Raw genomic sequence first — 13126 nt, forward strand, 5'->3', positions numbered from 1 at the left:
ATTCTTTTTGACTTCAAGAGGTGGGATCAGGCGTATTTCGCCTGAACCTCTTCGGCGACAGCCTGCGGCACCTGCTCGTAGTGATCGAACACCATCGAGTACTGCGCGCGGCCCTGGGACATGGAACGCAGGTTGTTCACGTAACCAAACATGTTGGCCAGCGGCACCATTGCGGTGATGACAGTCACGATGCCCCGGTTTTCCGTACCTGCGATCTGGCCGCGGCGGGAGTTCAGGTCACCAATCACATCACCCATGTAGTCTTCCGGGGTAACAACCTCGACCTTCATGATCGGCTCGAGCAGTTTCGGGCCGGCCTTCTGGATCGCTTCGCGGAAGCCGGCACGGCCGGCGATTTCGAAGGCGAGCACAGAGGAGTCAACGTCGTGGTATGCACCGTCGGTCAGGATCGCCTTGATATCCAGCATCGGGAAGCCGGCGATAGGACCGGACGACATAACGCTTTCGATACCCTTGGTCACGCCCGGGATGTATTCCTTCGGAACGTTACCACCGACAATCTTGCTCTCGAACACATAGCCTTCATTCGGCTCAGCGGGCTCGATGGTGAGCTTGATGCGGGCGAACTGGCCAGAACCACCGGACTGCTTCTTGTGGGTATAATCCACTTCAGCCTGTTTGGTGATGGTTTCACGGTAAGCAACCTGCGGCGCACCGATGTTGGCCTCGACCTTGAATTCGCGCTTCATGCGGTCGACGATGATGTCCAGGTGCAGTTCGCCCATGCCGGCGATGATGGTCTGACCGGATTCTTCGTCTGTCTTGACGCGGAAGGACGGATCTTCAGCAGCCAGGCGGTTGAGCGCGAGGCCCATCTTTTCCTGGTCGCCTTTGGTCTTCGGCTCAACGGCGATCTCGATCACCGGCTCAGGGAATTCCATGCGCTCCAGGATCACCGGCTTCAGCGGGTCACACAGGGTGTCGCCGGTCGTGGTGTCCTTGAGGCCCGCGATAGCAACGATGTCGCCTGCATAGGCCACGTCGATGTCTTCACGGGAGTTGGAGTGCATCTGCATCATCCGGCCGACGCGCTCACGCTTGTCTTTCACGGTGTTGAGCAGGGACACGCCCTTGTTCAGGACACCGGAGTAGATGCGGCAGAACGTCAGGGAGCCGACAAACGGGTCGTTCGCGATCTTGAATGCCAAGAGGCCGAGCGGCTCGTCGTCAGAGGATTTACGCTCGACTTCGCCTTCGGTTTTCGGATCGATGCCCTTAATGGCAGGAACCTCGACCGGGCTCGGCAGGTAGTCGACAACAGCGTCGAGCAGCGGCTGAACGCCTTTGTTCTTGAACGCGGAACCGCAGAATACCGGAACAAAGTCGTTGTTGATGGTGCCCTTGCGGATCAGTTTCTTGATCGTCTCCATGGAGGGCTCTTCACCTTCCAGGTAGGCTTCCATGGCTGCTTCGTCGATTTCGACAACGGTTTCGATCAGCGCATCGCGTGCTTCCTGAGCACGGTCAACCTGATCGGCCGGGATGTCGACAACGTCCCAGGCAGCGCCCAGGTTTTCCGACTGCCAGATCAGGGCCTTCATTTCCAGAAGGTCGATAACGCCGGCGAATTCGCTCTCGGCACCGACATTCAGCTGCATGACCAGCGGCGTGCAGCCGAGGCGCTTGCGGATCATCTCGACACAACGGTCGAAATCGGCGCCCAGCTTATCCATCTTGTTGACGAAGATCATCCGCGGGACGTTGTACTTGTCGGCCTGACGCCAGACAGTTTCGGTCTGCGGCTCAACGCCAGCGTTGGCGTCCAGAAGAGCGACGGCACCGTCGAGTACACGCAGGGAACGCTCAACTTCAATCGTGAAGTCAACGTGGCCCGGGGTGTCGATGATGTTCAGGCGCTTTTCTTTCCAGAAAGCGGTGGTCGCAGCAGAGGTGATCGTGATGCCACGCTCCTGCTCCTGCTCCATCCAGTCCATGGTGGCTGCGCCGTCATGAACTTCGCCGATCTTGTGGCTCTTACCCGTGTAGTAGAGGATCCGCTCGGTGGTCGTCGTCTTACCGGCATCGATGTGAGCCATGATGCCGAAGTTGCGGTAGTCCTCGATATTATGCGTGCGCGACATAGCGTCAGCCCTTCGAAGTAACTTATTACCAGCGATAGTGCGAGAATGCGCGGTTGGCGTCGGCCATCCGGTGCGTGTCTTCGCGCTTCTTAACTGCGGTACCACGGTTGTTTGCTGCATCGAGCAGTTCGCCGGAGAGACGGTCAACCATCGTGGTTTCATTGCGGTTGCGCGCTGCGGCGATCAACCAACGGATTGCGAGCGCCTGACGGCGATCGGTGCGAACCTCAACCGGAACCTGGTAGGTCGCACCACCAACACGGCGGGACCGAACTTCCACTTGCGGCATGACGTTCTCAAGAGCAGCGTGGAACACCTCGATCGGGTTCTCACGGGTCTTGTTTTCGACTACGTCGAAGGCACCGTAGACGATGCGCTCGGCGGTAGACTTCTTGCCGTCATACATGATGGAGTTCATGAACTTGGTGACGACAATATCCCCGAACTTCGGATCCGGGTTGATTTCGCGTTTTTCTGCGCGGTGACGACGGGACATCTGACGTGCTCCTTACTTCGGCCGCTTGGCGCCGTATTTCGAACGACGCTGCTTACGATCTTTAACGCCCTGGGTGTCAAGCACACCACGGATGATGTGGTAGCGCACACCCGGCAAATCCTTGACGCGGCCGCCGCGGATCATCACCACCGAGTGTTCCTGAAGGTTGTGACCTTCACCCGGGATGTAGCCAATGACTTCGAAGCCGTTGGTCAGGCGGATCTTGGCCACCTTACGCAGAGCCGAGTTCGGCTTCTTCGGCGTCGTCGTGTAAACGCGGGTGCAAACACCACGCTTCTGCGGGCAGGCCTCCATGGCCGGCACCTTGTTCCGCTTCGCCGGAACTTTCCGCGGGTTGCGGATCAACTGGTTGATGGTCGGCATTCTGTGCCCTTTACCTTGTCCATCCAAAAATTCGTATGCAACTGCAGTCCTCCGCTGATCCGCAAGCCATCAAGCATGCAAAATCGCGCCCGCGCGCTCAGAAAAGAGCGGCAGGCGCTGCGAAAAACCAGAGGACCACGAGTTGCCTCGCGGTCATGCAATCGACGCGTATTCGCCTATGTAACCCGGCAGCGTTTAAGAGGACTTGGTCCTGCGCCTTGTTCAGCGCTGGACGGCTTCACTCTTACCGCCTGCCCTTGGGATGCGCGGAACCTACTCATATGCACCCTTTGCGTCAAGTGCTTTGTCCAAAAAACCGCGTTTCTGCGCGTTACGCTTTGGCAATCCAAATTTCCGGAACGTTTTCCGACAGATACGCAACTTTACGACAGGTTTGTGACGCTGTTTTTGAAACAATATTTCGCAGGCAGATTCTTCCGCACGTCACAAGTCTGAACCAAGTCTGAATCAGGTCAGTCAAATTGGATCAATACTGATCAGTCCGACCGATCGTCGACTCATCTTGCTCCTTGAAATAACGGCCTGATTCCAGGAGCGGCCCGATCTCCCCTGCCCATTCGCCGGTCCAAGGTGCCAGCTGGTGCGAAAACGCATTGCAGCCAGTCCCTCACCGCAGAACTGCCTTCCGGGTCGAGCAGCAACGCGGCGCCGCTATTCGGTGAAGGTCACGATCGCAACATTTCCGGCAAGCGCATCCTGATAGGCACCCTCATAGACCGGATCATCCGGTTCGCCGTCCATGACACCGATCTGATCGAGTTCCGCTTCCGCAAAACCTTGCGCAGACAGGGACTCCAGTGTCTTGCGCACGGCATCGTCGTCATCGGGCGCCATCAGCAGCGCGTGGATGGTGATGGCCGATTCCGGAGAAGCGTCTTCACCTTCCCAGACCCGGCCAATCACGATGTAAACGGTCGGGTCGAGTTCAAGGTCATTGTCGTTCATGGGTTTCCCCTTCCAGCTCTTGATACAAGAAAGGCCGCCCGAGGGCGGCCTTCCGAACTTTCAAGGATGTACCGATTATTCGGCTGCACCCGTCATGTCTTCCAGGAGGCCTTCTTCGGCGCTGTCCGAAGACTGCTGGCGCTGCGCTTCCTGGATCAGGTCGTCGCGGTGCGTTGCAATCTGGCGGATGCGCTTCATGACCCCACCGGTACCGGCCGGGATCAGACGGCCGACAATCACGTTTTCCTTCAGGCCGACCAGCGGGTCGGTCTTGCCGTTGACCGCAGCGTCGGTGAGGACGCGGGTCGTCTCCTGGAAGGAGGCGGCAGAGAAGAACGAACGGGTCTGCAGCGATGCCTTGGTGATACCGAGCAGAACCGGAACACCCTTGGCAGGATCGCGTGCGTTGTCGATCGCCTTGCGGTTGGCTTCCTCGAAGTCGAGCTTGTCAATCTGCTCGCCGGAGAAGAACTCCGTGTCGCCCGGATCGGTAATCTCGATCTTCTGCAGCATCTGGCGGACAATCACTTCGATGTGCTTGTCGTTGATGGTCACGCCCTGCAGGCGGTAGACTTCCTGGATCTCGTTGACGAGATATGCGGCGAGCGCTTCCACGCCCTTGACCGCCAGGATGTCATGCGGTGCCGGGTTGCCGTCGAGGATATACTCACCCTTTTCAATGGCATCGCCTTCCTGAAGGTGGAAATGCTTGCCTTTCGGGATGAGATATTCGACGGGCTCGACGCCCTCTTCCGCCGGCTCGATGATGATGCGGCGCTTGTTCTTGTAGTCGCGGCCGAAGCGGATCGTACCATCGATTTCAGCGATGATCGCGTGATCCTTCGGACGGCGAGCCTCGAACAGTTCCGCAACGCGCGGCAGACCACCGGTGATGTCCTTGGTCTTGGCGCTTTCCAGCGGAATACGCGCCAGAACATCACCAGCCTTGACCGTGGCCCCCGGCTGAACCGAGAGAACCGCGTCAACGGACAGCATCAGGCGAGCATCGGAGCCGCGATCGGTCTTGGAGACCGCGCCCTTGGCGTCCTTGATGACGATGGCCGGCTTCAGATCGGCACCGCGCTGCGAGGAACGCCAGTCGATGACGACACGCTTGGTGATACCAGTTGCCTCGTCGGCCGTTTCCTGAACGGACTGACCATCGACCAGGTCTTCGAAGTCCACGACACCGTCGACTTCGGCCAGCATCGGACGGGTGTAAGGATCCCATTCCGCGATGCGCTGGCCGCGCTTGACGCTGTCGCCCTCGTCGACATGCAGCTTGGAGCCGTAGGCGACACGGTGCACGGCACGCTCGTTGCCGTCGCTGTCGATGACAACGATGGACATGTTGCGGACCATGGCAACCAGGTTGCCTTCGCTGTCGCGATTGACCGACCGGTTCCGGATCTTGATCGTGCCGTCGACATTGGACTCGATGAACGAGCTGTCGACAACCTGCGCCGTACCACCGATGTGGAAGGTACGCATGGTCAGCTGCGTGCCCGGCTCACCGATGGACTGCGCGGCGATGACGCCGACAGCTTCACCCATGTTCACAGGCGTACCGCGGGCCAGGTCACGACCGTAACAGGTCGCACAGACGCCGGTCTCGGTTTCACAGGTCAGAACCGAACGGATCTTGATCTGCTGCACCTTGGCGGCCTCGATGGCATCAACGTCCTTCTCGTCGATGAGCGTGCCCTTCGGCACCAGCACTTCGCCGGTCTGGTTGTTGATGACGTCTTCAGCGGTCGTGCGGCCGAGAACGCGCATGCCCAGAGAGGCAATGACGTTACCGGCATCGACGATCGGCGCTACGGTGATGCCGCGCTCGGAGCCACAATCCGGTTCAAGGATGATGGAATCCTGGGCAACGTCCACCAGACGGCGGGTCAGGTAACCGGAGTTCGCGGTCTTCAAGGCGGTGTCAGCCAGACCCTTACGGGCACCGTGTGTGGAGTTGAAGTACTCCAGAACCGACAGGCCTTCCTTGAAGTTCGAGATGATCGGGTTCTCGATGATGGAGCCGTCCGGCTTGGCCATCAGGCCGCGCATGCCGGCCAGCTGCTTCATCTGCTGGGGCGAACCACGGGCACCGGAGTGGGACATCATGTAGACCGAGTTCATCGGCTTCTGGCGTCCGCTCTCCTCGTCGACCTGGACCGCCTTAATGCGGGCCATCATCTCGTCGGCGATCTTGTCGGTACATTTCGCCCAGGCGTCGACAACCTTGTTGTACTTCTCGCCCTGGGTGATCAGACCGTCATTGTACTGCTGCTCGTATTCGGTTGCGAGCGACGCGGTTTCGGCCACCAGCTTCTGCTTGGTGTCCGGGATGACCATGTCGTCCATGCCGAAGGAAATGCCGGCGTTACAGGCATTCTTGAAGCCAAGCTGCATGATCCGGTCACAGAAGATGACCGTCTCCTTCTGACCGCAGGCACGGTAAACCGTGTCGATCATCTTGGAGATGTCCTTCTTGGTCATCAGCTTGTTGCAGACCTCGAACGGCACTTCGTGGTGCTTCGGCAGAAGTTCCGCGATCAGCATCCGGCCAGGGGTGGTTTCGATGATCTCCGACGTCGGGTTGCCCTCGGCGTCGACAGAGCGGAAACGGCCCTTGATCTTGGTGTGCAGCGTGATGACCTTGTTGGCCAGCGCATGATGGATCTCGCCGATATCGGAGAAGGCCATGCCTTCGCCCGGCTCGCCTTCCGCCATGATCGAGAGATAGTAGAGACCGAGAACGATATCCTGCGACGGCACGATGATCGGACCACCGTTTGCCGGGTGCAGAATGTTGTTCGTCGACATCATCAGCGTCCGCGCTTCCAGCTGGGCTTCCAGCGACAGCGGCACGTGAACAGCCATCTGGTCACCGTCGAAGTCGGCGTTGAACGCGGAGCAGACGAGCGGATGCAGCTGGATGGCCTTGCCTTCGATCAGGGTCGGTTCGAACGCCTGGATACCGAGGCGGTGAAGCGTCGGCGCGCGGTTCAGAAGAACCGGGTGCTCGCGGATCACCTCGTCGAGAATATCCCAGACTTCCGGACGTTCCTTCTCAACCAGCTTCTTCGCCTGCTTGACCGTGGACGAGAAACCCTTGGCGTCGAGGCGCGAGTAGATGAACGGCTTGAACAGCTCAAGCGCCATCTTCTTCGGCAAACCACACTGGTGCAGCTTCAGTTCCGGACCCACGGTGATGACCGAACGGCCGGAATAGTCGACGCGCTTGCCGAGCAGGTTCTGACGGAAGCGGCCCTGCTTGCCTTTCAGCATGTCGGACAGCGACTTCAGCGGACGCTTGTTGGCACCGGTAATGACACGGCCGCGGCGGCCGTTGTCGAACAGGGCGTCAACGGACTCCTGAAGCATACGCTTCTCGTTCCGGATGATGATGTCCGGAGCACGCAGTTCCATCAGGCGGCGCAGACGGTTGTTCCGGTTGATCACGCGGCGGTAGAGATCGTTCAGGTCCGAGGTCGCGAAACGGCCGCCGTCCAGCGGAACAAGCGGACGCAGATCCGGCGGGATCACCGGCACCACGGTCATGATCATCCATTCCGGGCGGTTACCGGATTCCATGAAAGCTTCGATGACCTTCAGGCGCTTGGCCAGCTTCTTCGGCTTCAGCTCGGTGGTCGCCTCGGCGATTTCCTGGCGCAGCTTTTCGGATTCGCGCTCAAGATCCATGCTCATCAGGATCTCGCGGATTGCTTCCGCGCCGATCATGGCGGTGAAAGCATCTTCGCCATATTCGTCCTGAGCGGCAACGAAGTCCTCTTCCGAGAGCAGCTGGTGCTGCTTGAGCGGGGTCAGGCCCGGCTCCAGAACCACATAGTTCTCGAAATAAAGAACGCGCTCCAGATCCTTCAGCGTCATGTCGAGCAGCAGACCGATGCGGCTCGGCAGGGACTTCAGGAACCAGATATGCGCAACCGGCGCGGCCAGTTCGATGTGGCCCATGCGCTCACGGCGAACCCGCGACAAGGTGACTTCAACGCCACACTTTTCACAGATAACACCTTTGTATTTCATGCGCTTGTATTTGCCGCAAAGACATTCGTAGTCCTTGATCGGGCCAAAGATACGCGCGCAGAACAGGCCGTCCCGTTCCGGTTTGAACGTACGGTAATTGATGGTTTCCGGCTTTTTGATTTCGCCGAAAGACCAGGACAAGATCTTCTCCGGGCTCGCCAGCGAGATCCGGATATTGTCGAAGGTCTGTGTCGGAGCCTGCTGATTGAACAGGTTCATGACTTCGTGATTCATGATCCATCTCCTTCGATGCGCGGCCGGGGACGGGACTTTCTTGCCCCTCCCCGCGACCGGCATGCCAAGTCATATTGGTCCGTTGCCGGGGTTACTCTGCAGCGTCTGCAGTTTCTTCCTCGGCAATCGCTGGGGCATCCGTCCGTTGCAGTTCAACGTTGAGACCCAGGGACCGCATTTCCTTCACAAGCACGTTGAAGCTTTCCGGAATGCCCGCCTCGAACGTGTCGTCGCCGCGAACGATGGCCTCGTAGACCTTCGTACGGCCGGCCACGTCGTCCGACTTGACGGTGAGCATTTCCTGCAGCGTGTAGGCTGCACCGTAGGCTTCCAGTGCCCAGACCTCCATCTCGCCGAAGCGCTGGCCACCGAACTGCGCCTTACCACCCAGCGGCTGCTGCGTGACGAGCGAGTACGGGCCGATCGAACGGGCGTGGATCTTGTCATCGACAAGGTGGTGGAGCTTCAGCATGTAGATGTAGCCCACCGTGACCTGGCGATCGAACTCTTCACCGGTCCGGCCGTCATAGAGGGTCGACTGACCCGACGGCTTGTAACCAGCGATGTTGAGTGCCTCGACAACGTCCGGCTCGCGTGCGCCGTCAAAGACCGGCGTAGCGATCGGCACACCCTTTTTCAGCTGTTCCGCCAGGCGCACGACGCCTTCGTCGTCGAACTCCTTGACGTTGTCGCCCTTCAGGTTGTCGCCGTAGATCTCGATGACCTTGCCACGCAGGTTCTCGATCTCACCGGTCTTGCGGTACTCATCATACATCTCGCCGATGCGCAGGCCCATGCCGCGGCAGGCCCAACCCATGTGGGTCTCAAGGATCTGGCCGACGTTCATGCGCGACGGAACGCCGAGCGGGTTGAGCACGATGTCGACATGCGTGCCGTCTTCCAGGAACGGCATGTCTTCGCACGGGTTGATCTTGGAGACCACGCCCTTGTTGCCGTGACGGCCGGCCATCTTGTCGCCCGGCTGCAGCTTGCGCTTCACCGCAACAAAGACCTTGACCATCTTCATGACGCCCGGCGGCAGTTCGTCACCGCGCTGCAGCTTCTCGACCTTGTCGATGAAACGCTGCTCGAGACGCTTGCGGCTGTCGTCATACTGACCGCGCAGAGCTTCGATCTCGGACATGAACTTCTCGTCGTCGGTGGCAAACTGCCACCACTGCGAGCGCGGGAAGTCGTTGAGAACGTCCCCGGTCAGCTGCGTGTCCTTCTTGAAGCCCTTCGGGCCGGCAACGGCGGTCTTGTCCATCAGCATCTCGGCCAGACGGCCATAGACGTTGCGGTCAAGGATTGCCTGTTCGTCGTCGCGGTCTTTCGCGAGGCGTTCGATTTCCTCACGCTCGATCGCCATCGCGCGCTCGTCTTTTTCAACGCCGTGGCGGTTGAAGACGCGCACTTCGACGACGGTACCCGAAACCCCCGGCGGCAGGCGCAGGGAGGTATCGCGAACGTCGGATGCTTTTTCACCGAAGATGGCGCGCAGAAGCTTCTCTTCCGGCGTCATCGGGCTCTCGCCCTTCGGTGTGATCTTGCCGACCAGGATATCACCCGGGTTCAGCTCGGCACCGATATAGACGATACCGGCTTCGTCGAGGTTCTTGAGCGCTTCTTCCGAAACGTTCGGAATGTCGCGCGTGATCTCTTCCGGGCCGAGCTTGGTGTCACGCGCCATCACTTCGAATTCCTCGAGGTGGATGGAGGTGAAGACATCGTCAGACACGATGCGCTCGGACAGGAGGATGGAATCCTCGAAGTTGTAGCCGTTCCAGGGCATGAACGCGACAAGCACGTTCCGGCCGAGTGCCAGATCGCCGAGATCGGTCGACGGACCGTCGGCAATGATGTCACCCTTGTGGACCCGGTCACCGACGCGTACCAGCGGACGCTGGTTGATGCAGGTGTTCTGGTTGGAACGCTGGAACTTCTGCAGCCGGTAGATATCGACGCCGGACTTGCCCGGGTCGAGTTCTTCGGTCGCCCGGATAACGATACGCGTCGCATCGACCTGGTCGACCACACCTGCGCGGCGGGCACCGATGGCCGCACCGGAATCGCGGGCCACGATCGGCTCCATGCCGGTGCCGACAAACGGTGCCTCGGCGCGTACCAGCGGCACGGCCTGACGCTGCATGTTCGAGCCCATCAGTGCGCGGTTGGCGTCATCGTTCTCGAGGAACGGAATGAGCGCTGCGGCAACCGAGACAAGCTGCTTCGGCGAAACGTCCATGAGGTCGACCTTGTCGGACGGAACCATCATGTTTTCACCGGCGTGACGGCAGGTGATCAGCTCTTCGGTGAAGCGGCCTTCATCGTCATAGACGGCGTTGGACTGCGCCACGTAGTGCTTGGCTTCTTCCATGGCCGAAAGGTAGACGACGTCGTTGGTGACGGCACCGTCCTTCACCTTCCGGTACGGGCTTTCGATGAAGCCGTACTTGTTGACACGGGCGAAGGTCGCAAGCGAGTTGATCAGACCGATGTTCGGGCCTTCCGGCGTTTCAATCGGGCAGATACGACCATAGTGCGTCGGGTGAACGTCGCGGACTTCGAAGCCTGCGCGCTCACGGGTCAGACCACCCGGGCCAAGGGCCGACAGGCGGCGCTTGTGGGTGACTTCCGACAGCGGGTTGGTCTGGTCCATGAACTGCGACAGCTGCGAAGAACCGAAGAACTCGCGCACGGCAGCAGCAGCCGGCTTGGCGTTGATCAGATCCTGCGGCATGACCGTGTCGATCTCGACGGAGCTCATACGCTCCTTGATCGCACGTTCCATGCGCAGCAGACCGACGCGGTACTGGTTTTCCATCAGCTCGCCGACAGAACGGACACGGCGGTTGCCGAGGTTGTCGATGTCGTCGATCTCACCCTTGCCGTCACGCAGCTCCAGAAGAACACGGATGACTTCCAGGATGTCTTCCTTGCGCAGAACACGTACGGTGTCCTCACACTCGACATCAAGACGCATGTTCATCTTGACACGGCCGACCGCGGACAGGTCGTAGCGCTCGTCGTCGAAGAACAGCGACTGGAACATCGCTTCGGCAGTGTCGATGGTGGGCGGCTCACCCGGGCGCATCACGCGGTAGATGTCAAAGAGCGCATCCTCGCGGGATTCGTTCTTGTCGACATTGAGCGTGTTGCGGATGTAAGGGCCCGTGTTGACGTGGTCGATGTCGAGCATCGGCAGATCGTGGTACCCACGCTCGACCAGCTCCTCGAGCACCTTGCCGGTGATTTCGTCGCCGGCTTCCACATAGATCTCACCGGTCTGGGTATCGACAATATCCTCGGCCAGGTACTGGCCGTGCAGATCCTCGTCGGTCACTTTCAGGGCGGTGATGCCCTTTTCCTCGAGCTGGCGGATCGTACGCGCGGTAATCTTGCGACCGCCTTCGACCACCACATCACCGCTGTCTGCGTCGATCAGGTCGTAGGACGCCTTGGTGCCTTTCAGACGCGCACCGTCAAACGGCATGCGCCAGGAGCCGTCCTTCTGACGGGTGTAGTCGATCCGGTTGTAGAACGTGTTGAGGATTTCCTCACCGTCCAGGCCGAGCGCCATCAGCAGCGACGTGACCGGGATCTTCCGGCGACGGTCGATACGGGCATGCACGATGTCCTTTGCGTCGAACTCGATGTCGAGCCAGGAGCCGCGATACGGGATCACGCGTGCGGCAAACAACAGCTTGCCGGAAGAATGGGTCTTGCCCTTGTCATGGTCGAAGAACACGCCCGGAGACCGGTGCATCTGGGAGACGATGACGCGCTCGGTGCCGTTGACGATAAAGGTGCCGTTGTCGGTCATGAACGGCATGTCGCCCATGTAGACATCCTGTTCCTTGATGTCCTTGACGGACTTGGCACCGGTGTCTTCATCGACATCAAACACGATCAGGCGCAGGGTCACCTTCAGCGGCGCTGCGAAGGTCATGTCGCGCTGACGGCACTCGTCGACGTCGTATTTGGGGGCTTCGAATTCGTAGGAAACAAATTCCAGCAGGGACGTGCCTGCAAAATCGGAGATCGGAAATACGGACTGGAAGACCGCTTCAAGGCCTTCATTTTTGCGACCACCGCCCTGCATCTCGTCGACCTGAAGAAACTGGTCGTAGGATGCTTTTTGTACCTCGATGAGATTGGGCATAGCCGCGACATCGCGGATCGATCCGAAATATTTACGGACCTTTTTGCGACCGTTGAACGTTTGGGTCATTGTCGCTCCTCGTATCGGCCGGGTAACGGCTTCCCGAAACGCCCCTTGTCCAATCGGGCTCACTGCCCGGGCGCTTCGGAAAACCGTCCCCCTCAGATCAACCTGCTTGTCGTGACCTCACAAAAAGCAGACGCGTTGATCGGTCTGTGGGGTCTAGAACATGACGGTTCGATGGGAACCGCAACACCATGCCCTAGTGGGACGTTCGCCCCGGAAACGGGTCAGACCCGCCGGGGCAAGCAACGGTCCCGGCCAGGCCGGGACCGCCAAAGGCTTGAAAAGCCTTATTACTTCAGCTCGACAGAAGCACCAGCTTCTTCCAGCTTCTTCTTCAGCTCTTCAGCTTCGTCCTTGGCAACGCCTTCCTTGACAGCCTTCGGAGCGGACTCAACGAGTTCCTTGGCTTCCTTCAGGCCCAGGCCGGTGATGGCACGGACTTCCTTGATGACGTTGATTTTCTTGTCGCCGGCAGAAGCCAGAACAACGTCAAATTCGGTTTTCTCTTCAGCAGCAGCACCTGCATCACCAGCAGCGCCGGCAACAGCAGCAACAGCAACCGGAGCAGCGGCGGAAACGCCCCACTTTTCTTCCAGAAGCTTGGAAAGTTCTGCAGCTTCCATGACGGTCAGTGCGGACAGTTCTTCTACGAGCTTTTCAAGATCAGCCATTTTC

General features: G+C 59.4%; 7 protein-coding genes. All 7 read right to left on the minus strand.

The window, feature by feature from the left end; genetic code table 11:
* Nucleotides 1-26: 26 nt before the first annotated feature.
* Entirely contained in the window at nt 27-2102 is a 2076-nt protein-coding gene (gene fusA, locus ACO6TG_RS02590) for an elongation factor G (RefSeq protein ID WP_422376727.1), read from the minus strand.
* 25 nt (nt 2103-2127) lie between these two features.
* Nucleotides 2128-2598, minus strand: a complete 471-nt coding sequence (gene rpsG, locus ACO6TG_RS02595; RefSeq protein WP_094071104.1) for a 30S ribosomal protein S7 — start codon at nt 2596-2598, stop codon at nt 2128-2130.
* A 12-nt stretch (nt 2599-2610) separates the two neighbouring features.
* Nucleotides 2611-2982 (minus strand): 30S ribosomal protein S12, encoded by a 372-nt coding sequence (gene rpsL, locus ACO6TG_RS02600; RefSeq protein ID WP_094071105.1) that lies wholly within the window; start codon nt 2980-2982, stop codon nt 2611-2613.
* Between the two features lie 672 nt (nt 2983-3654).
* Nucleotides 3655-3948 carry a regulator gene (locus ACO6TG_RS02605; RefSeq protein ID WP_422376728.1) on the minus strand — a complete coding sequence of 98 codons (294 nt, stop codon included), beginning with the start codon at nt 3946-3948 and terminating at the stop codon, nt 3655-3657.
* Between the two features lie 75 nt (nt 3949-4023).
* A complete protein-coding gene (gene rpoC, locus ACO6TG_RS02610) occupies nt 4024-8223 on the minus strand; it encodes a DNA-directed RNA polymerase subunit beta' (RefSeq protein WP_094071107.1) in 4200 nt (1399 codons plus the stop codon).
* 91 nt (nt 8224-8314) lie between these two features.
* The gene (rpoB, locus tag ACO6TG_RS02615) at nt 8315-12454 is read right to left on the minus strand and encodes a DNA-directed RNA polymerase subunit beta (RefSeq protein WP_422376729.1); all 4140 of its coding nucleotides are present in this window, start codon (nt 12452-12454) and stop codon (nt 8315-8317) included.
* 287 nt (nt 12455-12741) lie between these two features.
* The gene (gene rplL, locus ACO6TG_RS02620) at nt 12742-13122 is read right to left on the minus strand and encodes a 50S ribosomal protein L7/L12 (RefSeq protein ID WP_422376730.1); all 381 of its coding nucleotides are present in this window, start codon (nt 13120-13122) and stop codon (nt 12742-12744) included.
* Nucleotides 13123-13126: the final 4 nt, after the last annotated feature.

It is taken from the genome of Roseibium sp., assembly GCF_965233565.1.
Lineage (GTDB): Bacteria > Pseudomonadota > Alphaproteobacteria > Rhizobiales > Stappiaceae > Roseibium.

Coding starts and splice junctions, on each gene's coding strand:
- fusA (WP_422376727.1), bottom strand. CDS start 2,102: ATGTCGCGCACGCATAATATCGAGGACTACCGCAACTTCGGCATCATG.
- rpsG (WP_094071104.1), bottom strand. CDS start 2,598: ATGTCCCGTCGTCACCGCGCAGAAAAACGCGAAATCAACCCGGATCCG.
- rpsL (WP_094071105.1), bottom strand. CDS start 2,982: ATGCCGACCATCAACCAGTTGATCCGCAACCCGCGGAAAGTTCCGGCG.
- ACO6TG_RS02605 (WP_422376728.1), bottom strand. CDS start 3,948: ATGAACGACAATGACCTTGAACTCGACCCGACCGTTTACATCGTGATT.
- rpoC (WP_094071107.1), bottom strand. CDS start 8,223: ATGAATCACGAAGTCATGAACCTGTTCAATCAGCAGGCTCCGACACAG.
- rpoB (WP_422376729.1), bottom strand. CDS start 12,454: ATGACCCAAACGTTCAACGGTCGCAAAAAGGTCCGTAAATATTTCGGA.
- rplL (WP_422376730.1), bottom strand. CDS start 13,122: ATGGCTGATCTTGAAAAGCTCGTAGAAGAACTGTCCGCACTGACCGTC.